We start from the raw sequence: 24385 nt of genomic DNA, 5'->3' as shown, positions 1-24385 counted from the left end.
GTTCGTGCTGAGCGAAGTCGAAGCACATGGGTCTCAGGCCCTTCGACTTCGCTCAGGGCGAACGGCAGGGGGGGGGATGGCGAAGAGGTCGTGACGGAGCTAGGTGCTGGGTCGCTTAAGCGCTGACAGCCTCGAGCAGACCTTCGAACAGACGTCGGCCATCGGTGCCGCCGTGGGCCGCTTCGATGCGACGTTCCGGGTGCGGCATCATGCCAAGGACATTGCCCTTGTCGTTCAGCAACCCGGCGATGTTGCGCGCCGAGCCGTTGACGCTTTCTGCGTAACGGAAGGCGACGCGGCCTTCGCCTTCGAGGCGGTCGAGTGTCTCGGTATCGGCGAAGTAATTGCCGTCATGGTGCGCGACCGGGAACGAGACCCGCTCGCCGGCCTCGTAGCCGGAGGTGAAGGTCGAACTTGCCGTCTCGACCGTCAGTGCGACGTCACGGCAGACGAAGTTCAAGCCTTCGTTGCGCATCAAGGCGCCGGGGAGAAGCCCCGCTTCGGTCAAGACCTGGAAGCCGTTGCAGATGCCGAGCACGGGCAGGCCCTTGCCCGCCTGCTCGACGACCGCGCGCATGATCGGCGAGCGTGCCGCGATCGCGCCCGAGCGGAGGTAATCGCCGTACGAGAACCCACCGGGTACTGCGACCAAGCCGACGTCCGCAGGCAAGTCCGCGTCGCCGTGCCAGACCATAAGCGGCTTGACGCCAGTCACGCCCTCCAGCGCGACGGCGATGTCGCGGTCGCAGTTGGAGCCCGGAAAGACGATGACGGCGGTCTTCACGCGCGCTCGACCCGGTAATTCTCGATCACCGTGTTGGCGAGCAGCTTGCGGCACATGCCGTCGATCGTCGCGTCGTCGGTATCGTCGGCGACCTCCAACTCGATCAGCTTGCCCTGGCGAACGTCCTGCACGCCCTCGAAGCCGAGGCTCCCGAGCGCGTGGTGGATCGCCCGACCCTGCGGATCGAGCACGCCCGGCTTCAATGTCACGAAAACCTTGAGTTTCATTTACTTGCCCCGGTTCTTGCGATGCTTTTCGAGGTCGAGGACGGCGTTGTCGGCACCCTCGGGCAGCAGGCCAAGACGGCGTGCAACCTCTTGATACGCTTCGACTTCGCCGCCAAGATCGCGACGGAAGCGATCCTTGTCCATCTTCTCGTTGGTTTCCATGTCCCACAGACGGCAGCCATCGGGGCTGATCTCGTCGGCGAGGATGATCCGACCGAAGTCGTTGTCGAAGATGCGACCGAATTCGAGCTTGAAGTCGACGAGGCGGATGCCGACGCCGGCGAACAGCCCGCACAGGAAATCGTTGATGCGGATCGCGAGGTCGGCGATGTCGTGCATCTCCTCCTGGCTCGCCCAGCCGAACGCGGCGATGTGCTCGTCGGAGATCATCGGATCGCCGAGCGCATCGTCCTTGTAGTAATATTCGATGATCGTGCGGGGCAGCTTGGTGCCTTCCTCGATCCCGAGGCGCGTCGAGATCGAGCCTGCGGCGACGTTGCGCACGACGACTTCGATCGGCACGATCTCGACCTGGCGGATCAACTGCTCGCGCATGTTGAGCCGGCGGATGAAGTGCGTCGGTACGCCGATATGATCGAGCAGCGTGAAGATGTGCTCGGAAATTCGGTTGTTGAGCACGCCCTTGCCGTTGATCGTGCCCTTTTTCTGGGCATTGAACGCGGTCGCGTCATCCTTGAAATACTGGATCAGCGTGCCTGGCTCGGGACCCTCGTAGAGGATCTTGGCCTTGCCTTCGTAGATCTGGCGGCGGCGAGCCATGCGCGGTCCCCTGGAAATCGAGCGGTGAAAATCGAGCGGCCCCAGCCTACGCGATATGCACCGCGAAGCCGAGGCCGGAATAGGCCGCGCCTATAGGCGAAGGGTGCGGGGGGTGCAATCAGGCGTGATCGTTCTCTTCGCGGCGGCGGCGGCGGCGGCGGCGGACGCGATCGCGGACCGTACGCCATCCGACGTAACCGAGCCCGACAAGCAAGGCCCAAGGCGTAAGGAAGATCAGTGTGCTGAGTATGGCCGCGATGCCGATCGTGAAGGTGCTCCACGAGCCGGCAATAGCCTCACCTAGCCCGGACCTCGGACTGCCGGGATCGGCCGCGACCGCATCGTAGCTGATCTCGACCGTCGACATGGCGACGCGTCCGCGAAGTTGGCCGAGCCAGCCCTTGGCCTGATCGATCTCTTCCTGCGCCGCGGCGACGCTGCGTTCGGCCTCGACGAGTTCCGAGACCTTGCCGGTTCTCGTCCTGAGTATCTCCGTCAGGCGTTCGACCAAGAGCGTTCGCTGGCGCAGACGCGCTTCGGTATCGACGATATCCTTCGACACGTCCTCAGCCGCAATCGAGCTCGATACCGCGCGACCGCCGGCCTTGGCGACTGTGTCCTGCAATTGTTGGCCGAAGCGGCGGGCAATACTGCTCTGGAGGCGCAGTTTCAGCGTTCCGGTCGATGCCGTACCATCGCTTTTGCCGCTTTCCAACGCAAGCACTTGGCATCGCGCGGGACCGAGCCTGTCGCACAACGCGACGTGCATTTGTTCGGCTCGGCCAATCGCGTCGCCGGCCAGCCGGAACGCGTATTTATAGGAATACGCCATTTGCGGGATCGCGACCGCGATCGGTTGCGGCGCGTTCGCCGCGCTCGGTGCTTTCGCGGGTTCCTGCGCCGAGGGCTCAACGTCGTAGGTGTTCAGCTTCTGTGCCGGCGCTCCGTTTGGTGCCTTGCTACAGGCCGTGAGCGACAGGATTACCGCACCAATAACCACGTATCGCATGCCCGCTCTCCCGTTCTTCAGGATATACTATCAATGCGATCAGGATTGCGGTCAATCGAGATCAGGTGACGGCAAGTCGTGTCGAGAAGCGCGGGTCCTTCCAACTCTTACTAATAATGATCTGATGCAGCATCTCGCCCGCGCGCCACACATCTTCATGGCTCAGGTACAAGGGCGTGAGACCGAGGCGGAGGATGTCGGGGTCGCGGAAGTCGCCGATTACGCCTTGCGCGATGAGGGCCTGGGTAAGTTCATAGGCGTGCGGATGGCGGAAGCTGATGTGGCTGCCGCGTTTGGCGGGGTCTCGGGGACTGACGCAGTCAAGGCCTAGGGTGTCGCCTGCTGCTGCGAGGATGTCGAACAGTTGGGCGCTCTTGGTGGCGACGGCCTGTTGATCGACGTCGGCCCATAGGTCGAGTGCGGTTTCCAGTGCTGCAGTCGAGAGCATTGCAGGAGTACCGGCGAGCCAGCGTTTCATGCCGGGGGCGGGGCGGTAGGCATCTTCGAACGCAAACGGCGCGGCGTGGCCCATCCAGCCGGAGAGTGGGCTGGCCAGTACGTCCTGCCAGCGTTTTGCGACGTAGAGGAACGCGGGTGCGCCGGGGCCGCCATTGAGATATTTGTACGTACAACCGACGGCGAGGTCGGCGTTCGCGCCGTTGAGATCGATCGGGACGGCGCCGACGCTGTGGCTGAGGTCCCAGAGTATCAACGCGCCGGCGTCGTGCGCGCGCGCGGTCCAGGTGGCTAGGTCGAAGCAGTCGCTGGTCTTGTAGTGGACGTGGGTGAGGAGGAGGACCGCGGTGTCTTCGTCGAGCGCGGCGGCTAGGTTTTCGCGGGCGACGATCTTCAGGCGTGTGCCCGGAACGCAGGCGACTGCGCCTTCGGCAATGTGGAGGTCGGTGGGAAAGTTGCCGGCTTCGCTGACGACGGTGTGACGGTCAGGGTTGCTGCGAAGGGCGGCGACCAAGGCCTTGAAAAGATGCGTCGACGTCGTGTCGCCGATGATGACTTCGTCCGACGCGGCGCCGATCAGGGGGGCGATTTTGGCGCCGATCCGCTGGGGGGCGTCGATCCAGCCTTCGTTCCAGCTGCGGATCAGGCGGTCGCCCCATTGGCGGGTGGCGACGTCGGCGAGTGCTGCGGGCGTGGCTTTGGGAAGCGCGCCGAGCGAGTTGCCGTCGAGGTAGATCACGCCTTCGGGCAGCGTGAACTGGTCGCGGTAGCCGGCAAGCGTATCGGTCGCGTCGAGCGCGCGGGCGTCTTCGAGGGTCACTGGGTTTTTCCGAAATAGGACAGGATCAGGCGTTTGGCTTCGGCCCATGCGGGGGTTTCGGGCGCGATCAGTTCGACATGGCCGGTCGCCGGGATAGTGTGGAGCGTGGCGGTGTCACTGGCCGTCCTGGCCTTGGCGATATAGTCGGTCGCCATCACGGCGGGGATGATCCGGTCTTCGCGGCCGTTGATCAAATCCTGCTTTGCGCCGAGCGGGAGGAGGCGCGGGACCGAGGTATCGGCGTAGACGTCCGGGTGCTGCGGGGTGGGCGCGCCGACGAGTTTTGCGACGACCTCCGTGCCGCAGCCATTGTCCGCGTTGGTCGCCGTAGCTTCGAGATCGGGGAGACCGCCTAGGCTGATGACGTGGCGGACGCGCAGCGGGCGGGCAGTGTGGAGCACGCTCGATGCGGGAAGCTTCGGGCGGGCGGCGAGCCAGAGTGCCAGATGACCGCCGGCGGAGTGGCCAATCGCCAGCACGCGGCGGGTGTCGAGATTGAATTTCTTCGCGTTTGCCGCGAGTTGGTCAGCTGCCTTCGCAGCGTCCGCGAACGTGCCGGGATAGCCGCCGCCGGTCCGATCTACGCCGCGATAATCGATATTCCAGACCGCGACACCAGCGTTGCGGAGGTCGTCGGCGATCCAGTTCATCAGGCTGCGGTCGGCGATATCGGTCGTCCAGCAGCCGCCATGCACCATCACGACCACCGGGAATGGGCCCTTGGTTTTGCTCTTGGGGAGCCAGACGTCGACCTTCTGCATCTGGTCGGTGCCATAGTCGATAGTCGCGTCAGGCAACGGCTTCGGCCGCTCGGTCAAGTCGGGCCACGTCAGCAGCTTGGCCGGCGGGGGAACGGGCGTTTGCGCCATGACGGGCGTGGACATGGCGGCGAGCGCGAGAAAGGCGATGCGGATCATGGAGTTGGTGTAGCTGGCTCGATCGGCCGCGTCATGCTGGCATATCGTCCGGTCCCGGCGAGCGGGACGCGTCGTGCGTTCATGCTTTGATCGTTTCGCTCGCGCTGCTATCGCTGCACGCAATGGCCACCGATTTCAAAGATCCGTTCGACTCCATTGTCGACGCCCCCTTCGACAGCGCGCTGTCCGAGCGGTATCTCGTCTATGCCTTGTCGACGATCACCGCGCGATCGCTGCCCGACGTCCGCGACGGGATGAAGCCGGTGCATCGGCGTCTGCTGTGGGCGATGCGGCTGCTCAAGCTCGATCCGGCGCAGGGGTACAAGAAGTGCGCGCGCGTGGTCGGCGACGTTATCGGTAAGTATCATCCGCACGGCGACCAGTCGGTCTACGATGCGATGGTTCGCTTGGCGCAGTCGTTTGCGATGCGGTACCCGCTGGTCGACGGGCAAGGCAATTTCGGCAACATCGACGGCGATAACGCTGCCGCCTACCGCTATACAGAGGCGCGGCTGACGCAGGTCGCGATCGACCTGATGGACGGGCTCGACGAGGACGCAGTCGCGTATCGCCCGACCTATAACGGCGAGGATCACGAGCCCGAGCTGTTCCCGGGGCTGTTCCCGAACCTGTTGGCGAACGGCGCGAGCGGGATCGCGGTCGGTATGGCGACGAGCATTCCGCCGCACAATGCCGCCGAACTGCTGGAGGCGGCGATCGTGCTGATTGATACGCCCGATGCCGACGACGCGGCAATTCTGGAGCATGTGAAGGGGCCCGATTTCCCGACTGGCGGACTCGTCGTCGATCCGCCTGCGGTCATCCGCGAATCCTACGCGACCGGGCGTGGCGGGTTCCGCGTCCGTGCGCGCTGGGAGACCGAGCGGGAGAAGGGCGGCGGCTGGCAGCTGATCGTCACGGAGATTCCGTACGGCGTGCAGAAGGGCAAGCTGATCGAGCAGATCGCCGAGCTGATCAACGCCAAGCGCCTGCCGATCCTCGCCGACGTGCGCGATGAGTCGGATACCGAGATCCGCATCGTGCTCGAGCCGCGCAGCCGCACGGTCGATCCGCAGATCCTGATGGACGGGCTGTTCCGGCTGACCGATCTCGAGACGCGGATCAGCCTCAACCTCAACGTGCTCGACAAGGATCGCACGCCGCGCGTGATGTCGTTGCGCGAGGCGCTGGCGGCGTGGGTCGATCACCAGTTCGTCGTGCTGCGCAGGCGGACCGAGCACCGGCTGAGCAAAATTGCCGACCGGGTGGAGCTGCTCGACGGGTATCTGATCGCGTATCTGAACCTCGACCGCGTGATCGAGATCATCCGGACCGAGGACGAGCCGAAGAAGGTGATGATCGCCGAGTTCGCGCTGACCGATCGTCAGGCCGAGGCGATCCTCAACATGCGGCTGCGTTCGCTCAGGCGGCTCGAAGAGTTCGAGATCAAGACCGAGCGCGACAAGCTCGACAAGGAGCAGGCGGCGCTGTCGGCTTTGCTGGCGGATCCGAAGAAGCAGCGCGCGCGGATGAAGCGTGACATGGCGAAGATCCGCGACCGCTATGGGCTGGAGACGGTGCTCGGCAAACGGCGCACGACGATCGAGGAAGCGGCCCCGACACGCGACATTCCGCTGGAGGCGATGATCGAGCGCGAGCCGATCACCGTGATCCTGTCGCAGCGCGGCTGGATCCGGGCAATGCGCGGGCATAACGACCTGGCGAGCCCGGAAGCGCTGAAGTTCAAGGAGGGCGACGGCCCGGCGTTCGCGTTCCACGCGCAGACGACCGACAAGCTGTTGCTCGCGGCGGAGAACGGGCGGTTCTATACGCTGGCGGCGGACAAGCTGCCGGGCGGGCGCGGGTTCGGCGAACCGGTGCGGGCGATGATCGATCTCGACGGCAGCGTCGGGATCGTTGCGTTGTTGCCGGCGAGCAAGCATCCCAAGCTCTTGGTGGTGGCAACCGATGGACGCGGCTTCTCGGTGAGTTCGGCGGAGGTGATCGCCGAGACTCGCAAGGGCAAGACGGTGATGACGCCGCGGCCGGGCGCGCAGCTCAAGATCGTCCGGCCGATCGGACCGAACGATGATTATGTCGCGGCGATCGGCGACAATCGGAAAATGCTGGTGTTCCCACTCGCCGAGCTGGTCGAGATGACGCGCGGGCAGGGGTTGCAGTTGCAGCGCTACCGCGACGGTGGACTGGCTGACGCGATCACGTTCGTCTTCGCCGATGGGCTGAGCTGGGCGATGGGCGGCGGTACCGGGCGTACGCGAACAGAATCCGATCTTGGGCCGTGGCGTGCGGCTCGTGGGGCTGCCGGCCGTATGCCGCCGACCGGTTTCCCACGCGACAATCGTTTCGGATAATGGATGAGAAAGGCCCCATTCAGGGTTTTTCAGGGCCTCTTAACGAACGCGGGGTATCGGAAGGAATGCCGTTGCCCGCCCTTGATGAGACTGCAAAGCCGATCGTGACGCGTGACTTGGTCACGCGCGGGCTCGAACTCGTGCCGATCCCCGCGGTTCACGTCATGTTGAACGCTGGACAGTTCGACCTGTTCGCGATGAACCGTGCCTATCGTCTCGCTGGGTTTGGTGTCGTTGCGGAGCGGTCGCGGATGATTACCGAGCTCGGCGATCGGATCCGGACTTTCCTCGGTTCGGAACAGACGAGGTCCGATTTCGATTGGGTCCTCGGCGACGAGACCGACCGTCGGCATTACCGCGTCACGATCGCGCGATCCGACCCCAAGTTTCGTGAGCGCTGTACGATCAGCTTCATCGATCTGACGTCGCAGGTGCAAACCGAACGCAGCCTGCGTCGCGAGATGACCACGGACAGCCTGACCGGACTGCTGAACCGCGATGGGTTTGCGGATCTTATCGAGGGTATCGAGGATCATGCGTCCAGCGCCGTGCTGGCTATCGACCTCGATCGGTTCGGTCGACTGAACTCGTGCCTGGGCTCGTCGGCCGGTGACGAGTTGCTCATCACGGTGGCGCGTCGGATCAAGGGCGCATTGCGCGCGCGCGATACGCTGGCCCGGATAGGCGGCGACCAGTTCGGTATCCTGATGTCGATCGATAAGGATCGTGAGGAAGCGCAAGCGCTTGCCGAGCGGATCCACCGGACGCTCACGACGCCGTTCCGACTGACCGGGTATGAGATCAGCGTCGAATGTTCGGTTGGCATAGCCTATGGCGCCGACGAGTCCGGCGACAGCGCCGAACTGGTTCGCCACGCGCAGTTCGCGGTGAAGCGTGCGAAGGTGAGCGGACGCGCCGAATTATACCAGTTTCAGGATTTCGCGATCGCGCGGGCGCAATTCGGCATGGAGACCGAACTGCGTCGGGCGATCGACAACGGCGAATTGCGGCTGGCGTACCAACCGATCTGCGATCTGTCGTCCGGCCGTGTCGTCTCGTTCGAAGCGTTGGCGCGCTGGACCGACCGGGACGGCCGCGAGCATTCGCCGACCAACTTCATCGCGGTCGCCGAGGAGTCCGGATTGATCGTGCCGCTTGGGCGATGGGCGATCGAAGAGGCGGCGCGGACGCTGGTGCGTTGGGATGCGGCAGCCCTGACGCCGTGCAAGATCAGGATGGCGGTAAACCTGTCGGCCATCCAGTTGCAGCGCGACGCCATCGCACCGGTGCTGCAGGCCGTGCTCGATTCGTCGGGGCTGTCCGGCGATCGCTTCACACTGGAACTGACGGAGAGTGCGATCGTCACGGACCCGGACGGGATTGCCGACACGATGCACGCGTTGAAGGCACTCGGCACGACGTTGGCGATGGACGACTTCGGGACCGGCTATTCGAACCTGGCCTATCTTCAGAAACTGCCGATCGACATCCTCAAGATCGACCGCAGCTTCGTCACCGGGATGCTAGCGGACCGCGACAAGGTGTCGATCGTCCGCGCGATCCTCAGTCTGGCACAGGCGCTGGGGATGCGGACGACGGCCGAGGGCGTCGAGACGCACGAACTCGCACAGACCCTCGCGGCGCTGGGGTGCACGTACGGGCAGGGGTATTTTTACGCGCGACCGCTGGAGGCTGATGCGGCCTATGCGATGGTCCAGTCCGGTTCCGCCCCGAGCTAAGCGGAAACCTCCGCCACCAGTGCGTCGGCGATGATCGCCACGCGCCCTGCGTCGGGAAACCCTTCGGCGATCCACTGCGTCTCGACCCTGCGGAGCATTGCCGCGACGTCGGGACCCTTGCGGAGACCCCGTTCGACCAGCGCGCCGCCCGAGAACGGGAACGCAGGCGGCGTCCAGTCCTTGATCGCGGACACGTCTTCGCCAGCGATAAGCAGACGGTCGACTGCGCCGGCCACGCCGACACGGTACGCTAATGCCAGCGGGCCTTCCGCGCCGGGCCCGGCGGTGGCGGCGATCAGGCGCTTGCGGTCGACGTTCGATAGCTTCAGCCGCGCTCCGACGGCTTCGGCGGCGGCAGGCGCGATTGTCATGGCAAGGCGACGGATCGGGTCGGGTGCGATGCCGGCGTCCGCCTCGCGTTCGGCCAGCACGCCGAGACGGGCCGCTCCCTGCGCGTCGATCTCGGGCAATACCGCGCGGAAGATGCCGCGCTCAACCATCAGCGCGACGACGGGCACGGCGTTAGTGGCGACCAGCAGCTTCAACACTTCGCTCGCGATGCGTTCGCGGGAGAGCGCCATCAGGTCGTTGGCGCGCGCGGTACAAGCGTCGAGGCCAGCTTCGTCGATCGTGGTGCCGAAGCGCGCGTGGAAGCGGAAGAAGCGGAGGATGCGCAGGTGATCCTCGGCGATCCGCTGCAACGGGTTGCCGATGAAGCGCACGCGTCGTGCCGCGAGGTCGTCGAGACCGCCGAAATAATCGAAAATCTCGCCCGTCGCCGGATCGGCGTAAAGCGCGTTCATCGTGAAGTCGCGCCGTGCCGCGTCCTCGCGCCAGTCGTCGGTATAGGCGATGATCGCGTGACGGCCGTCGGTCGAGACATCGCGCCGCAGCGTCGTCACCTCGACCGGACCCGCGGGCGTGACTGCGGTGATGGTGCCGTGCGCGAGGCCGGTCGGGACCGCCTTGATACGCGCATCCTGGAGGCGTTCGATCACCTCCTGCGGTGGCAGGCGGGTAGCGATGTCGACGTCGGCGACGTCGATTCCGAGCAACGTGTCGCGCACCGCGCCGCCGACGAAGCGCGATTCACTTTTGGTCGCGCCAAGGACCTTCGTCAGCGCTTCGAGACCGTCACGGTCGCGCCATGGCGCGTTCGGGAGGATCATGACCACCTCAGGCGCCGTGCGAGGTTGACGATCATCGCGGCGGTCGCGCCCCAGATCCGGCGCTCGTTCCAAAGGATTTCGTAATAATGTCGGTCCTGCCCCTGCCATTCGAGCGTTGCCTCGACATGGTTCGCCTCGTCGAGCAGGAAGGCCAGCGGCACTTCGAAGATGCTCGCGACCTCCGCCTCGCTGGGCGTGAAGATAAGGTCCGGCGGAATGACGCCGATCACCGGCGTCACCTGGAACCCGGTTATCGTGCGGTAGCTGTCGGCCTCGCCGATCACCGTCACGGTATCGCGTGGCAGTCCGATCTCTTCCTCGGCCTCGCGCAGGGCGGCGGTGAAGACGTCCTCGCCAGGATCGATCCGACCGCCGGGAAACGCGATCTGGCCCGGGTGGCGGCTCATCGTGTCGGTGCGCTGCGTCAGGATTACGCCGGGATCCGCACGGTCGGTCACCGCGATCAGGACCGCGGCGGGCAACAACGTCTCGGCCGCGGTGAGATCGCCGTCATGCTGGTCGCCGGTAAGGAGGATCATGTGCGACCCGGCGCCCTTCGCCAGTGCCGCGGTCAACCGGTCAGCCAAGCTCATGCAGCGGGCTCCAGCGGGAAGAAAGCCCCGTCGCTCCACACCCCGGCTGGCGTCGCATCGTCAACGATCGCCCGTTCGGCGAGTTCGTAATACACGGAGCGGACGACCAGCGCCTCCATCCCGCCGCGGACCGTGAGATAGGGGCGTGGGCCGCCATCGCCATCGGTCGCGTCCTGAACGAACCGCAGGGGATGATCCGGGCCGGCGGTGACGAGGTCGCCGGTGTTCAACCGAAAGGCGAGCTTGGAGTCCGGGCCGCTGCCTTCGGCCTTCATCTCCACCGCGACGAACGGTGCGTCCTCGACCTCGATATCGAGCTTTTCGACGGGCGTGACCAGGACGTGGCTGCCGTCGGGCTCGCGGCGCAGGATCGTCGAGAATAGTCGGACCATTGCCGGGCGGCCGATCGGCGAGCCCTGATGATACCAGGTGCCGTCGCGCGCGATCCGCATCTCGCTATCGCCGCAATGCGTCGGATTCCATTTTTCGACCGGCGGCAGTTTCGCCTCTTCGACCAGCTTGGCGATCTCGGCGAGGCTTAGCGAGGCGATGTCGGGAATGGGATCCATGGGCATGGCGGCGGACTAGGCGGGCAGGGGGCCGAGGTAAAGCGGCGCCTTATACGGATGCGGTAACCGGTACGCATTCTGCAAGGCGGGGGCCCAACATGCCGCTGGCGTCCGGCACCGCATCGCCGCGCGCGAGCAAGCGGTGGCGCTCGACCGGGCCGGGCGCGTTCCAGCGAGCGGTGCGCTCTGCCGAGAAGCCGAAGAAGCGCCCGTAATAGTCCGGGTCGCCTATCAGCATGAGTGCCGTGTCGAGGCCTTCGCCAGCAGCTGCATCGAGTGCGTGGGCCATCAGGCGGCGACCGATGCCATCACCCTGATGATCGGGGGCGACGGCGACCGGGCCGAGCATGACGAGCGGAAACATCCTGTCGTCGCCCGCCAGCGCGATCGGCCAGCACTGGATCGAGCCGACTAGCACGCTGTCCTCGACCGCGGCGAAGCTGAGCGCGGCGACCGGCTTGGCGCCGCCGCGGATCGTATAGGCGGTGCGCGTGAATCGATCGGGTCCGAAGGCGGCATCGAGCAGCATCTCGACTGCGGTCGGGTCGACGCTGGCGAGGGGGACGAGAGTGATCAACGGCATCTCCTGCCCGCATGCGCCATATTTGGGTGCGAAGGGCAGCGCGCTTTAGCCGTGGCTACGCCGAACGCAAGGATAACCGGACCGGTATCGACCTGCTCGTGCCTGCGCTGCTCGGGTCAAAGGCGTACCTTTCATCTCGCCGTACGTCTGCTAGAGGCGCGCATATGGAAGACAGTCTCCAACTCGAAGTCCACGATCTCGAAGTGCAGGTCCTGACCGGCATCTATTCGGAAGAGACGCATCTGCCGCAACCGCTGCGGATATCGCTGACCGTCGACATGGTCTGTCCGAAGCGATTCGCGCCGGATACGCCGTTGTCGGCGTCGAAGAATTATCTGGATCTGAAGAACGCTGCGACCACGGCGCTGCCGCCCGGCGTGCATTTCACCCTGATCGAAGGCGTCGCGGATCATATCTGCGAGACGCTGTTCCTGCAGGATGCGCGCGTGCTGCGGGTGATGGTGAAGATCGTCAAGCTTGCGATCGCCGAGGCCGACGAGGCGATCGGCGTGACGCTCGTCCGCCATCGCCGCTGACCGGCATGCTGCTGGAACTGGAGCCGGGCGGGAACATCGCGGCGCTGGTGCGCGGCGCGGTTGGCGAATCGCGGATCGTGCTGATCCCGGCAACGCTCGATCCGTTGACGATGGCGCAGGCGAAAGCGGCGATCGGGCCACTCGCGATCGAACTGGCGCCCGCGGTTCGCGTGAATGCGGTGGTCGCGACGGGAGGCGCCGATCCGGCTGATGTGGATGCGGCCGTCACGTTCCTCGAAAACGCACCATCGACCACCGGGCAGTTGCTCGACATCCTCGCACGCTGAGCCTGGGCGATCCTCCCCCGCAAGGGGGAGGATCGTGACGACGGCGCTTAGCTTTTGCGAGTCCGTCCGCATGGTCCCAGCGCGGCCAGGACGAACGCATAATCTTCACGCGCAATGGTCGCGTCCGCGGCTTCGAGCGATCCCGTGCTCCGTTCCGGCAAGGTCTGCGGCAAGGCACAGCTCAACCGATACCATAGCAACGTCTCCGGAGCGGGGGGCGCGGCCGATTCGTCGACGATCTCGCTCAACGCGACCGCCCAGCGCGGTTGTTCGCCGGGGCGACGCAGCACCGACAGCGATACCGGACGCTGGTCCGCGGTGGTCAGGAATATCTGTGTCTCGCCCTCGCCGGGCAGCGCGCCGGGCACGTGGAAGGCATTGCCGATTCCGGTGATGACCGGCGGGGCGTCGCTTGCGAGCGCGTCGCGTGCGATTTTCCGCGCCCGTGCGTCGGCGGTCGGCGTCCAATCCAGCTGCGCATCGGGCGCCACGAGTTGGACCTGGTTCACGGCCCCTGGGACCGGACGCGCGAAGATCAGCACGCGGGCCTTCTTGAATTTGGGCACGCGGCCGGCGGCGTCGGGCACGACGTCGAGCAGATACCCGATTCGCGGCGGAAGCCCGTCGGCGCCGCGGATTAGCGCGGTGACATCGACCTCGATATATAGTCTGACATGTCCCGGAACGAGATTCGGCGCCTCGGCGGGCTTGATCTTGGTGGTCGACCGGACGGTCGCGTCGGCGATCACTGGGGCGGACAGAACCAGGTCCGCAATGTCCGAATACCCGATGCCGCCAGCCGTATGCTGCTGCACTGCACCTGAAGAAACCCTCGCATTATCGGCAGAAACCTGCGGCGGAACCTGGGCTTGCTGGGCGTTGACGGACCCCGCGGCAAGGATGACGGATAGGGCCGAAGCCGTAACGTGAAGGAGACGATTCATGCCTTCAGGCTACGCCACGCAACCTGAACGATACAGAAATAATTCTGCCATCGTACGGTTGTACGTTTGTTGCGTCTGACAAAGCGTTTGCGTGTCGCAGAACGTGGCGATAGGACTTGGGCACTGCCCCGTGGTTATTCCGGCCAACGGCAGACGTATGTGTCGCGTACCCAGTGCGGGCCCGTGCGTACGGAGCAGGCAGATTAAGGGAGTGTCGTTTCTGAATGGCCTATACTGACCAGAAGATGTCCGGAGGCAAAATCGTCGCGATTGTGATCGTCGCGTTGATTCATGCGGCCTTGGGCTACGCTTTCGTCACGGGCCTCGCGTACCAGTACGTGAAAAAGGCCCAGGAGAAGATGACGACGTTCGACGTGGAGCCGCCGCCGCCGCCGCCTCCGCCCGACGAGCCCCCGCCGCCGCCGCCCGACCAGCCGAACCTGCCGCCGCCACCGACTACGGTCGTGACGCCGCCGCCGGTCGTGGTTACGCCGCAGCCAGCGCCCGCGCTGACGACATCGAGCATCATTCCTCGGTTCCAGCCGACGGCCCCGCCGTCGCCGCCAGCACCACCAGCACCGCCGGCTCCGCCAGCAGTGCCGCGTGTTTCGCAGGCTGCTGGTCTGAAGGGTAACCCAGGGCAGTATTTCGGCGCGGACAACTATCCGCCGTCGGCACAGCGCGAGGGTGCTCAGGGTCGCGTTTCCGCAAAGCTGACGATCGGTACGGATGGTCGCGTGACCGACTGTTCGGTGACGTCCTCCAGCGGCAATACGACGCTGGACGATGCGACCTGCCGGATCTCCAAGGCCAGGGTGCGTTTCACGCCGGCCAAGGACGAGAACGGTAACGCCGTAGCGTCGTCGTACCAGCTGAACATCAGGTGGGTCCTGCCAGAAGATTGATCCACCTACCGTCAACCGCACCAGATAAAATTCAGTCAGAGGACTAAGCGAACATGATCACCACCATTCTTGCAGCGGCAGGGCCCGCCGCAGCCGACGCCAACCCGTACGGCCTGCAAGCCGCACTCCGCGAAGGCGGTCTGATCTCGCAGACCGTGTTCGGCATCCTTGTGCTGATGTCGGTCGTGTCGTTCTACATCTTGTTCTCGAAGCTGTTCGAGCAGCAGAAGATCATCGGTCAGGGCAAGCGCGTCCGTCAGGCGTTCTGGTCTTCGAACAGCCTTCGCGAAGGTTCGGCCAAGCTCGAGAAGAACTCGGCCTACAAGCAGATCGTCGACGACGGCCTGGCTGCTCAGGAGCAGCATTCGAAGCTGACCGATCCGGTCGAGGCGCATGACTGGCTGCACGGCTCGCTGGCCCGCTCGGAAGCCGCGATCAACTCGAAGCTGGGTGGCGGTCTCGCCTTCCTCGCGACGGTCGGTTCGGTTTCGCCGTTCATCGGTCTGTTCGGTACGGTTATCGGCATCTACCGCGCACTGGTGAAGATCGGCGCATCGGGTCAGGCATCGATCGACAAGGTCGCAGGGCCGGTCGGCGAAGCACTGATCATGACCGCCCTGGGTCTGGTCGTCGCGGTTCCTGCCGTTCTGTCGTACAACTGGCTGCAGCGCCGCAACAAGTCGATCGCAGAGGACCTGTCGGCCTTCTCGAACGACGTGCTGGGCTTCCTTGCTTCGAACGGCGCCGTGCGTCCGTCGATCGCAACGGCTGCCAAGCCGGTTTCGGCCAAGCCTGCTACGACGACCACGACCGCCGGCCAGACCGGTGGCGTACCGCGCGCCAACTAAGACGCGAAAGGCGGGGCCTGCTGTCCGCAGCGGCCCCGCTTCATTGCCGCCGGCAGTTCCGGTGGCGATTAAATGGATAGGATAGTTCGCACATGGCGATGAGTGTTGGTGGCGATTCCACCGAGAGTTCGATATCGGACATCAATACGACGCCGCTGGTCGACGTCATGCTCGTGCTCCTGATCATCTTCCTGGTGACGACGACCGTCGCGGTCCAGGCGGTGCAGCTGAAGCTTCCCGAGGTTCGCTTCGATCCGACGATGACCAAGCCAGAGAACGTCTCGCTGTCGGTGACGACCAAGCCCGACGGTAGCTGTGCGGTCTATTGGGGCATGTCGCCCGTCAGTTCGACCGAACTGCTCGATCGCGCCGTGGTCAAGCTGAAGGCCGAGATCGATCGTCAGGGTGGCCCGACCGCCGCTGGTCTGGAACTGCCCGAGGCGCATATTCGCGGTGACGTGAACGCGCCCTACAAGTGCATCGGCGGCACGATCTATACGATGCAGCGCGCTGGTTTTGCCCGCGTCGGCTTCATCTCCGAACCGCCCCCCGGCGTTTCCACTGAACGCTGATGGTCGCTCGGAAGAATTTAGGAGTAGTATAGAATGGCAATGAGCGGCGGCAAAGAAGATGGCTCGCCGATGATGGAAATGAACATGACGCCGTTGATCGACGTCCTGCTCGTTCTCCTCATCATGTTCATCATCACGATCCCAATCCAGACGCATGCGGTCAAGGTCGACCTTCCGGTCAACAGCCCGAACCAGCCGCAGAACCCGGTCAATCCCGAGAAGAACAAGATCTCGATCGATCCCGCCGGTGTTATCGCGTGGAACGGTGCGCCGGTCGACGAGGTGACGCTGCGCCAGTATCTGGACCAGTCCGCCGGCATGACGCCCGAGCCCGAACTCCACTTCCAGCCTGATCCGCAGGCGCGGTACGAAGTGGTCGATCGGACGTTGGCCGTGATCAAGCGGTCCGCGATCACCAAGCTCGGTTTCATCGGCAACGAGCAGTATCGCAACGACTTCTAAGTCGCTCTGCATACAGTATCGAACGTCCAAAGGGCGGTCCTCCGGGGCCGCCCTTTTTTGTTGTGGTCGCGACGTCCGTGGAGTGGCTGAGTTGGAGCAGTGGGGAGGGCTGGGCGTATCGCGGATGAAAGTCTGCCGTCGTGCGAGCGAACTTGATCAATGTACTTGTATGACAGTCATCGAAGTGACACACCGTTGTCACAAAAATGAAACCTTCCAAAACGCGAAGGTCAGTGGAGATGGATGATGCGCAAAAGTGTCCTGTTCGTTCTCGCAACCCTCGGCGCAGCGACGCCCGCTCTGGCAGGCCAGTCGGCGACGGTCGATCGTACCGGCTACACCGCGATCGCGGCGGGTGATCTGTCCACGGCCGAGCAGCGCATTCTTGCCGAGCGGAAGATCTTTCCGCAGCGCCCCGAACTGATGCTCAATCTGGCGTCTGTGTATCGTCGGACCGGCCGGGAGTCGGAGGCACGCGCCTTGTATGCGGCGGTGCTGGACCGGCCGTCTGTGGCGATGGACCTGCCGTCGGGCACGGTGATGTCGTCGCACGATCTGGCTAGCCGTGCGCTTGCCCGGCAGGGGCAGCAACTCGCGACTCGATGAAAGCTGAGCAGGTGATCTGATACGGTCGCTTGCAGTCTTGTTCTCCGGCGGAGGCGGGAGCCCAGTTTGGGTCCCCGCCTTCGCGGGGAAACAGCACGCTCTGGGCTAAGATTGGCTACCGTTCTTAGGTATGGACCTACGGGAAACAGCTAAGAGCTACGGTACGCCTACCCATGGCCGCGTAGTAGGATAGTCCCCGGTTCCCCAGGATCTTCACCCACGAGTTGGGTTCCGTGCGCGTTCGACTTGTGTGCGATCTTACCGTTCAGCAGCTGGAAATGTCGTTTGCTGCGACAAGCCCCACCACCACCCCGGCGAAGGCCGGGGCCTAGCCGGGGAACGTGGCCAACTGAGTGGTGCGCGTCGTTACTGAGACCCTGCCAATTGGGCCCCGGCCTTCGCCGGGGAGGTGGTGTGGTGTGGAGATGGGGTGCAGCCGCATCTGTAAGTGCATGACAGCGGGTCCGGGCGCGCGCCAAGAAGGTGGTGCGGACGTGAGGATCAGCTAATCGGGACTAACGGCACTTCGCAGTGAAACCCTGTGTAGCCGCCCGCGCAAGCCTACCCTGAGCCTGAGCCTGAGCCTGAGCCTGAGCCTGAGCCTGAGCCTGAGCCTGAGCCTGAGCCTGAGCCTGAGCCTGAGCCTGAGCCTGAGCCTGAGCCTTAAGCCAAAAGCTTTAAAGCCGTGGCAGCGTCACTCCGCGCTGCCCCATATATTTACCTGCCCGGTCCGCATAACTGACCTCGCAAGGCTCGTTGCCCTTGAGGAACAGGAACTGGCACGCGCCTTCGTTCGCGTAGATCTTGGCGGGCAGCGGCGTAGTGTTGGAGAATTCCAGCGTCACGTGCCCCTCCCATTCGGGCTCCAGCGGGGTCACGTTGACGATGATCCCGCAGCGCGCATAGGTCGATTTGCCGAGGCAGATCACCAGCACGTCGCGCGGCACCCGGAAATATTCGACGGTGCGGGCGAGCGCAAAGCTGTTCGGCGGGATGATGCAGACGTCGGTCTTGCGGTCGACGAAGCTGTTCGCGGCGAAGTCCTTCGGGTCGACGATCGCGCTGTCGACATTGGTGAAGATCTTGAACTCGTCGGCGACGCGCGCGTCGTAGCCATAGGACGACAACCCGTACGAGATGCAGCCGTCGCGGCGCTGCGCTTCGTGGAACGGTTCGATCATCGCATCGCCCAGCGCGCGCTCGCGGATCCAGCGGTCGGACATCACGGACATGGCAACTCCCTTTTCGCGAGCGGCTTTCGCGCGGATGCCGCCCGACGGCAAGGGGGACGAGCGGAATCGCGTTCGATCCCGAACCCGTCCTGCTTCTCGCGCCGTTCGCCCGCACGGTGCGTTGGCTATTGATGCGTCAGGGCGGTGGCGTCACATTGGCCCATCACGATCGCCGCGATCATGACTGTGCCGTCGGTGCTGGCCCGATGGCTATGAGGGAATCTGGCTTGAAGTTCATCGAGACCCCGTCACCCAATTTCGACGATCGTTCGCTCCCCATCACGATGATCGTGCTGCACTATACCGGGATGCAGGACGGCGCGTCGGCGATCGCCCGGTTGCGCGATCCGGAGGCGAAGGTGTCCTCGCATTACCTGGTCGAGGAGGACGGCACGGTCCTGCGGATGGTCGCCGAGGACAAGCGCGCCTGGCATGCCGGCAAGTCGCACTGGCGCGACGTCGACGACGTGAACTCGGCGAGCATCGGTATCGAGATCGTCAATCCGGGCCATGAGTTCGGCTATCGTCCGTTCCCGCTCGAGCAGATTGCGTCGGTCGTGCAGCTGGTCGCCGAGATCAAGGATCGCCACGAGATCACGCGCGGCAACATCGTCGGCCACTCCGATATCGCACCGCTGCGCAAGCGCGATCCGGGCGAGCTGTTCCCGTGGCACGAATTGGCGAAGCGGCGGTTGGCGTTACCCCGGCCGACCAAGAATCTGATGGACCCCGGCTGGACCGAGGGTGGATTCTGCCTCGCGCTCGAACGCTTCGGGTATGACGTTGAGAACCGGATGGCGGCCACGATGGCGTTCCAGCGGCGGTTCCGGCCGGAACTGGTCGATGGCGAGGTCGATGCGGAGTGTCGCTGCATATTGCTGGCGTTGTTGTTGCCCAAGCCGATGGGGGGTGACTGACCTCTTTCCCCCCTCCCTGGAAGGGAGGGGTTGGGGGTGGGTCGGTTTCCGTATCACGGGACGGTCGCGACCAAAGCTGGCCTACCCACCCCCAGCCCCTCCCTTTCATGGAGGGGAGCGCGTTGCGGTTGGAAAAGCGCGCTCGTTAAAAACGGTGGTGCATCTCACCCACCCACGCTAGGGCTCACCCCGCCAGAGGGTCGGGCGGCCGCGGGGATGTTGTAATGGCATCCGCGAGGAAAGTCCGGGCTCCGCGAAACGACGGTGCCGGGTAACGCCCGGCGAGGGTGACCTTAGGGAAAGTGCCACAGAGAGCAGACGGCCAACCCTCGGCGCAAGTCGGGGCGGTCAGAGTGAAAGGGTGCGGTAAGAGCGCACCGCGCGCCTGGTAACAGGGGCGGCACGGCAAACCCCACCGGGAGCAAGATCGAATAGGGGTGGCACATGGGCTTCGTTTCAGCTCGTCACCCGGGTTGATTGCTTGAGGCGGCGGGCAACCGTCGTCCTAGAGGAATGGTCGCCTAACTTCCGTATCGAAGGATCGGAAATGGACAGAACCCGGCTTACAGACCCTCTGGCATCCTTCTCCGAACCATTGCAAGTTGCACGCAAACGAGGCGTGGGGTTGCGACGTGGGGGATGTGATGCGTTTCAAGAAGACGGCGCTGTCGAGCGCGGGCGCTCTGGCGATGGCGACCGGGCTGGTGCCCGTGGGTGCCCAAACGCCGCCGTCCACGCCGCCAGCGACGACGACGATCCAGCAGGACTTCGACGCTGCAACGGCGCTGGACGCCAAGCCCGATCGCGCGGCGTCGCTGGCGGCCTGGGAAAAGCTGGAAGCACGGACGAAGCCTGGGTCGCGCAGCCGCGGCATCGTGCTGGTGCGCAAGGCACCGACGCTGTTCGCGCTGAACCGCGCCGACGAGTCGGTGAAGGCTGCGCGGGCTGGGCTCGCGCTGCTTCCGGCGGACGATGCCAGTCTTGCGGAGGATCGGACGCGCGCCTTTCTCGTCCTGGGTCAGGTTGCCACCGATACGCTCGATTATGCGGGCGCCGTGACCGCGCTCCAGCAGGCGGAGGCGAGTGCGGTCAGTACCGCCGACAAGCTGGGCGCGATGCTGTCGCTGGTGACCGCGCAGATCTTCATCGATCCTACGGCCGCGGCGGCGACCTTGGCGCGGAGCGACGCGTTGGCCGGTACGGTAGAGCTCGAGAAGAGCGTAGCCGCACGTTTCGCGCGCGAGCGGACCCTGCTGAAGCTCAATACCGGTGATATCGCCGGCGCCCGTGCCAGTGCGCTGCAGGCGATCAAGCTGCTGGGCGGGCTCGAAACAAACAAGGTCGATATCATGGACGCCTCGGCCCGGTCGGATGCCGCTATCGCGTTCCTGCTGGGTGGCAACGCCGACGAGGCGCGGCGGTACATGGCCTATACCGGTGCAGGGCGCATGGTGAAGGGATCGTTCGATCCCGCCGCCGAAATGCGCTCGCCGGACTGTGGCGGCGATGCCGGTCTCAGGCCGCAGGACGTCGCGGTGGTCGAGTTCAACATCGCATCCGACGGCACCATCGACCAGGCGGTGCCGATCTATGCGGCGGGTGGCGGGCAGGTCGCGCTGGAGTTTGTGCGTGCGGTGAAGGGTTGGTCATGGCCTGCCGAAAAGGTCCAGGCGATCCCCGCTTTTTTTCGCTATCACGTGCGGGTCGAGATGCGCTGTTCGACCGCGTTCGAGCGGCCGTCGATCGACGACGGACTCGACGGAGTCCTGGAGCAATGGCTATCCAGCAAGGGCGTCGCGGTTGCTCCCGAACCGACCGGGTCCAAGGCGGCTGCGCTGGCTGGACAGCGTGCCGAACTCGCATCGGCGCTGGCGCAGTCGCCTAATGGTCTGCGTACGCTCGCCGCGATCTATCGCCTGACGAACAATCCTACCGTAGCGCGGGAGGAGCGTGCCGCCTTGTCTGCGCGCGGTCTGGCGATCGCGGTCGCCAACGATGCGCCGCCGAGTGCGCGACTGACTTTCGACCTCGCGGGGCGCATTGACGCGGTCACCGACATCTGGAGGTCGGGGGTATTTCAGCGAACGCTGATGCCGATGCTGTCGGAGCCCGTCTATGCGAACGATCCCCAGGCCCGGGCGGCAATCCGGCTGATGATGGTCGATGGCGCTGTGGCGCGGACGCGAAAGTCCGAAAAGAACGACACGGCGATCGTGACGCTCAGACAGGTGGCGGACGACAAGGCGTTACGGCCGAACGACCCGCTGCGTGTCGGTGCGCTGATCCGGATCGCGTCGATCGAGGAACGCAACGGCCAGATCGATGCCGCGCGCGCGACGTTCGCGTCCAGCGGCCTGACGGCGAACCAGTGTGCGATCATGGATGCACCGCCCAAGGTCGTATCCATGCCGGGATCGGAAGCGTTTCCGATGGAAGCCCAGCGATGGGGATTCGAAGGCTGGACCCAGGTTCAGTTCGACATCGGCGCGGACGGCAACGTCATCAACCAGCGCGCGCTGCTGAGTTATCCGCCCTTCATCTTCTCGGAAGCGGGCACCAAGTTCTTCACCAAGACGAAATACGCAAAAACCTACCGGCCCGACGGTGGGCTTGGGTGTGGCGCCACGACCAACCGCATCAAGTTCCTGTTGCCGGGATAACCATGACCACATCTATCGTTTGGGCGAACGATAGATGTCGTCCTCGTTACACCAGTACCTTGTCCGGCCGTCCGACCTCTTCCAGCACGGTCTTTGAATCGATTTCCATCATCGGTTTGATCAGCCCGTCGCGGATGTCGTAGACCCAGCCGTGCAGCAGCACTTCCTGGCCACGCGCGAACGCACCCTGGATCGTCTTGGTGCGCGCGAGGCGGATCAACTGGTCGCGGACATTGACCTCGACCAGCCGGTTGACCTTTTGCTCGCGGTCGGGCTGCGCGTCGATCTCGTCTGCATGGTCGTGCAGCACGCCGCGCGCGGTCGAGAGCCAGTCGTCGACCGGGCCCGTGGTGCCGCCATCGAGCGTCGCGCGGATGCCGCCGCACGCATAATGGCCGCAGATGATGATGTGGCGGACACCGAGCACGTCGACCGCATATTGCAGCACCGACATCAGGTTCATGTCGTCGTCGTTGACGAGGTTGGCGATGTTGCGGTGGATGAACATGTTGCCCGGCGGCGTCATCGTCATCTGTTCCGGGCTGACGCGGCTGTCGGAGCAGCCGATCCATAGGAACTCCGGGTTCTGCCCGACCAGCTGGCGCTGGAAGAAGTCGGCGCTTTCCTCGATGATCTCGGCCGACCACGCCTTATTGGCGAGCAGGAGCTGCTTGTATTGCCTCATGCGAAACGGACCTCGGTCTGGGGGGCGTTGATCAGCTTCACCGTGCGGAGCGCCAGATCGCCGCGGATCAGCACGGTGATGCCGCGGTATTGCGCGCCCTTGATGAACGCGTTGATGATGTCGACGTTGTCGAGATCGACATAGCTGGTCGACGAGAGATCGATCAGCAGGTTCGCGTTGTCCGGCACGCGATCGAGCGACTTCTGCAGTTCGTATTTATGGATGAAATACAGGTTGCGGCGGGCCCGGACGAGGCAGTCCTCGTCGTCGCAGGCGAAGGTGATCGCGGTGCGGAAGTTGCGCGCGACGACGAACACGAAGCCGACGGCGAGGCCGATGACGATGCCTTCGAGAAGGTCGGTGAACAGGATCGCACCGACCGTCACGACGAAGGGGATGAACTGCGTCCAGCCCTGCTTGAAGCGCTCGGTATAGAGCTTGGGCTTGGTCAGCTTGTAGCCGGTCGCGATCAGCACTGCGGCGAGCGCCGAGAGCGGGATCAGGTTCAGAACCGCGGGGATCAGCGCGACGCTGACCAGCAGCCAAAAGCCGTGGAGCACCGTCGAAAGCTTGCTCTCGGCCTTCGCGTCGACGTTCGCCGACGAGCGGACGATCACCGACGTGACCGGCAGGCCGCCGATCAGGCCGGACAGGATGTTGCCGCCGCCCTGCGCCATCAGCTCCCAGTTCTTGTCCGTCGAGCGACGACGCGGGTCGATCTCGTCGACCGCCTTGACGCTCAGCAGCGATTCTAGGCTGGCGACGATTGCGAGCGTGACCGCGCTGCTCCAGACGATCCCCATCGTGATCCCGGAAAAGTCGGGGAAGGTGAACAGCGATGGGAATTGCGACAACGTCTGCGTGATCGGGACCTGGACGAGGTGCGTCTCCTGCAGCTGCCAATCGGGCTTCACGGCACCCAGCAGCATGTTGCCGAAGATGCCGATCAGCACGACGACCAGCGGGCCGGGAACGAAGCGGAGCGGCCCGTTCTTGGGTTTTGCGCCATCCCACCAGAACAGGAAGGCGAGGCTGACGCCGGCGATCAGGATCGCGCCCGGTGTAACCGCCGCGCTGAGGCTCTCGGTGATCCGCGAGAAGGTGTTGATGCCGTTCGCGGTCGAGAACTCGAAAATACCCTCGGCCTCGCGGTCGAAACCAACGGCGTGCGGGATCTGCTTGAGGATCAGGATCAGGCCGATCGCCGCGAGCATGCCGGTGATGACCGACGACGGCACGAACTCGCTGAGGATACCCGCACGCGTGAGCGAGAAACAGATCTGGAGAACGCCTGAGAGCACGACCGCCATCAGGAACATCTGGTAGCTCGGCATGCTCTCGATCGCAGTGAGAACGATGACCGTCAGCCCGGCCGCGGGGCCGCTGACCGACAAAGGCGACTTGGAGAACAGACCGACGGCTATGCCGCCAACGATACCGGAGATGATGCCCGCGAACAGCGGCGCGCCGGACGCCAATGCGACACCGAGACAGAGGGGAAGCGCGACGAGCGCGACGACGATGGAGGCGGGAAGATCCGCGCGCCATGTGGTAAGCTTTGGAATGAGAGTCGGCACCAGGGCTCCTGTCGCTGAGGTGTCGGCTGGGAATACGTCCGCACCGGACGCATCTATCCATGCCACATGACAAATAGTTCATGTTCATTAATCGATGAACGGGTGCTGACTCAAGGTGGAAGATCGCAACGCGGAA

At 64.5% G+C, this 24385-nt stretch carries 25 protein-coding genes and 1 other RNA gene; 12 read left to right on the top strand and 14 right to left on the bottom strand.

The window, feature by feature from the left end; genetic code table 11:
• Positions 1-115 precede the first annotated feature (115 nt).
• The 6 genes from purQ to QFZ54_RS07075 all read right to left on the bottom strand — a co-directional run bounded on the left by purQ (position 116) and on the right by QFZ54_RS07075 (position 4993).
• Positions 116-784 (bottom strand): phosphoribosylformylglycinamidine synthase subunit PurQ, encoded by a 669-nt coding sequence (gene purQ, locus QFZ54_RS07100; RefSeq protein WP_307085776.1) that lies wholly within the window; start codon positions 782-784, stop codon positions 116-118.
• Positions 781-1011 (bottom strand): phosphoribosylformylglycinamidine synthase subunit PurS, encoded by a 231-nt coding sequence (gene purS / locus QFZ54_RS07095; protein WP_060527016.1) that lies wholly within the window; start codon positions 1009-1011, stop codon positions 781-783. The genes purQ and purS overlap by 4 nt, the downstream gene beginning before the upstream one ends.
• Positions 1012-1791: a phosphoribosylaminoimidazolesuccinocarboxamide synthase gene (gene purC, locus QFZ54_RS07090; protein ID WP_307085772.1), complete on the bottom strand. Its 780-nt coding sequence runs from the start codon at positions 1789-1791 to the stop codon at positions 1012-1014.
• 118 nt (positions 1792-1909) lie between these two features.
• On the bottom strand, positions 1910-2800 hold the full coding sequence (locus QFZ54_RS07085) for a DUF4349 domain-containing protein (RefSeq protein WP_307085770.1): 891 nt from the start codon (positions 2798-2800) through the stop codon (positions 1910-1912).
• A 61-nt stretch (positions 2801-2861) separates the two neighbouring features.
• Positions 2862-4076, bottom strand: a complete 1215-nt coding sequence (kynU, locus tag QFZ54_RS07080; protein ID WP_307085768.1) for a kynureninase — start codon at positions 4074-4076, stop codon at positions 2862-2864.
• The gene (locus QFZ54_RS07075) at positions 4073-4993 is read right to left on the bottom strand and encodes an alpha/beta hydrolase family protein (RefSeq protein WP_307085766.1); all 921 of its coding nucleotides are present in this window, start codon (positions 4991-4993) and stop codon (positions 4073-4075) included. Before QFZ54_RS07075 ends, kynU begins: the two co-directional genes overlap by 4 nt.
• Positions 4994-5115: 122 nt before the next feature.
• Between QFZ54_RS07075 and parC the strand changes: the two genes are divergently transcribed.
• Together parC and QFZ54_RS07065 are read left to right on the top strand one after the other, a co-directional pair.
• The gene (parC, locus tag QFZ54_RS07070; RefSeq protein WP_307085764.1) at positions 5116-7365 is read left to right on the top strand and encodes a DNA topoisomerase IV subunit A; all 2250 of its coding nucleotides are present in this window, start codon (positions 5116-5118) and stop codon (positions 7363-7365) included.
• A 164-nt stretch (positions 7366-7529) separates the two neighbouring features.
• Positions 7530-9104, top strand: a complete 1575-nt coding sequence (locus tag QFZ54_RS07065) for a putative bifunctional diguanylate cyclase/phosphodiesterase (protein WP_307089315.1) — start codon at positions 7530-7532, stop codon at positions 9102-9104.
• On the opposite strand, the gene QFZ54_RS07060 is transcribed toward QFZ54_RS07065, so the two are convergent.
• The 4 genes from QFZ54_RS07060 to QFZ54_RS07045 are packed head-to-tail and all read right to left on the bottom strand — an operon-like array spanning position 9101 to position 12012.
• Positions 9101-10273 (bottom strand): CCA tRNA nucleotidyltransferase, encoded by a 1173-nt coding sequence (locus tag QFZ54_RS07060; RefSeq protein ID WP_307085762.1) that lies wholly within the window; start codon positions 10271-10273, stop codon positions 9101-9103. The genes QFZ54_RS07065 and QFZ54_RS07060 overlap by 4 nt on opposite strands.
• A complete protein-coding gene (locus tag QFZ54_RS07055) occupies positions 10270-10866 on the bottom strand; it encodes a CoA pyrophosphatase (RefSeq protein ID WP_307085760.1) in 597 nt (198 codons plus the stop codon). Before QFZ54_RS07055 ends, QFZ54_RS07060 begins: the two co-directional genes overlap by 4 nt.
• The gene (locus QFZ54_RS07050; RefSeq protein ID WP_307085758.1) at positions 10863-11441 is read right to left on the bottom strand and encodes a DUF1285 domain-containing protein; all 579 of its coding nucleotides are present in this window, start codon (positions 11439-11441) and stop codon (positions 10863-10865) included. The genes QFZ54_RS07055 and QFZ54_RS07050 overlap by 4 nt, the downstream gene beginning before the upstream one ends.
• 43 nt (positions 11442-11484) lie before the next feature.
• Positions 11485-12012 (bottom strand): GNAT family N-acetyltransferase, encoded by a 528-nt coding sequence (locus QFZ54_RS07045; protein WP_307085756.1) that lies wholly within the window; start codon positions 12010-12012, stop codon positions 11485-11487.
• A 170-nt stretch (positions 12013-12182) separates the two neighbouring features.
• On the opposite strand from QFZ54_RS07045, the gene QFZ54_RS07040 reads away from it, so the two are divergent.
• Both QFZ54_RS07040 and QFZ54_RS07035 read left to right on the top strand, forming a co-directional pair.
• Positions 12183-12554, top strand: a complete 372-nt coding sequence (locus tag QFZ54_RS07040; RefSeq protein ID WP_176499510.1) for a dihydroneopterin aldolase — start codon at positions 12183-12185, stop codon at positions 12552-12554.
• A 5-nt stretch (positions 12555-12559) separates the two neighbouring features.
• Positions 12560-12841 (top strand): Rossmann fold domain-containing protein, encoded by a 282-nt coding sequence (locus QFZ54_RS07035; protein WP_307085753.1) that lies wholly within the window; start codon positions 12560-12562, stop codon positions 12839-12841.
• Positions 12842-12888: 47 nt separating this feature from the next.
• On the opposite strand, the gene QFZ54_RS07030 is transcribed toward QFZ54_RS07035, so the two are convergent.
• Positions 12889-13785 carry a hypothetical protein gene (locus QFZ54_RS07030; RefSeq protein WP_373458466.1) on the bottom strand — a complete coding sequence of 299 codons (897 nt, stop codon included), beginning with the start codon at positions 13783-13785 and terminating at the stop codon, positions 12889-12891.
• 224 nt (positions 13786-14009) lie between these two features.
• On the opposite strand from QFZ54_RS07030, the gene QFZ54_RS07025 reads away from it, so the two are divergent.
• The 5 genes from QFZ54_RS07025 (at position 14010) to QFZ54_RS07005 (ending at position 17178) form a co-directional block, all read left to right on the top strand.
• Positions 14010-14690, top strand: coding sequence for an energy transducer TonB (locus tag QFZ54_RS07025; RefSeq protein ID WP_307085749.1), 681 nt, complete (start codon positions 14010-14012; stop codon positions 14688-14690).
• Between the two features lie 53 nt (positions 14691-14743).
• A complete protein-coding gene (locus QFZ54_RS07020; protein WP_307085746.1) occupies positions 14744-15538 on the top strand; it encodes a MotA/TolQ/ExbB proton channel family protein in 795 nt (264 codons plus the stop codon).
• Positions 15539-15630: 92 nt separating this feature from the next.
• Positions 15631-16110, top strand: coding sequence for an ExbD/TolR family protein (locus QFZ54_RS07015; RefSeq protein WP_307085745.1), 480 nt, complete (start codon positions 15631-15633; stop codon positions 16108-16110).
• Positions 16111-16143: 33 nt separating this feature from the next.
• Positions 16144-16572 carry an ExbD/TolR family protein gene (locus QFZ54_RS07010; RefSeq protein WP_307085743.1) on the top strand — a complete coding sequence of 143 codons (429 nt, stop codon included), beginning with the start codon at positions 16144-16146 and terminating at the stop codon, positions 16570-16572.
• 246 nt (positions 16573-16818) lie between these two features.
• Positions 16819-17178 (top strand): tetratricopeptide repeat protein, encoded by a 360-nt coding sequence (locus tag QFZ54_RS07005; RefSeq protein WP_307085741.1) that lies wholly within the window; start codon positions 16819-16821, stop codon positions 17176-17178.
• Between the two features lie 677 nt (positions 17179-17855).
• Here the strand turns inward: QFZ54_RS07005 and dcd are convergent.
• On the bottom strand, positions 17856-18410 hold the full coding sequence (gene dcd, locus QFZ54_RS07000; RefSeq protein ID WP_055878967.1) for a dCTP deaminase: 555 nt from the start codon (positions 18408-18410) through the stop codon (positions 17856-17858).
• A 284-nt stretch (positions 18411-18694) separates the two neighbouring features.
• Here dcd and QFZ54_RS06995 point away from each other — a divergent pair, with 284 nt between their 5' ends.
• The 3 genes from QFZ54_RS06995 to QFZ54_RS06985 all read left to right on the top strand — a co-directional run bounded on the left by QFZ54_RS06995 (position 18695) and on the right by QFZ54_RS06985 (position 21987).
• Complete coding sequence (locus QFZ54_RS06995) at positions 18695-19327, top strand: N-acetylmuramoyl-L-alanine amidase (protein WP_373458582.1); 633 nt, start codon at positions 18695-18697, stop codon at positions 19325-19327.
• Positions 19328-19519: 192 nt separating this feature from the next.
• Positions 19520-19909: RNase P RNA component class A (gene rnpB, locus QFZ54_RS06990), an RNA gene on the top strand.
• Between the two features lie 62 nt (positions 19910-19971).
• A complete protein-coding gene (locus QFZ54_RS06985; RefSeq protein ID WP_307085733.1) occupies positions 19972-21987 on the top strand; it encodes a hypothetical protein in 2016 nt (671 codons plus the stop codon).
• Between the two features lie 46 nt (positions 21988-22033).
• Here QFZ54_RS06985 and QFZ54_RS06980 read toward each other — a convergent pair whose 3' ends face one another.
• Positions 22034-22672 carry a carbonic anhydrase gene (locus QFZ54_RS06980; RefSeq protein ID WP_307085731.1) on the bottom strand — a complete coding sequence of 213 codons (639 nt, stop codon included), beginning with the start codon at positions 22670-22672 and terminating at the stop codon, positions 22034-22036.
• Complete coding sequence (locus tag QFZ54_RS06975; RefSeq protein WP_307085728.1) at positions 22669-24249, bottom strand: SulP family inorganic anion transporter; 1581 nt, start codon at positions 24247-24249, stop codon at positions 22669-22671. The genes QFZ54_RS06980 and QFZ54_RS06975 overlap by 4 nt, the downstream gene beginning before the upstream one ends.
• Positions 24250-24385: the final 136 nt, after the last annotated feature.

Source organism: Sphingomonas faeni (assembly GCF_030817315.1).
In the GTDB taxonomy this organism is placed as follows: domain Bacteria; phylum Pseudomonadota; class Alphaproteobacteria; order Sphingomonadales; family Sphingomonadaceae; genus Sphingomonas; species Sphingomonas faeni_C.
The sequence above is the reverse complement of the archived record's forward strand: the minus strand, read 5'-3'. Positions and strand labels throughout refer to the sequence as shown.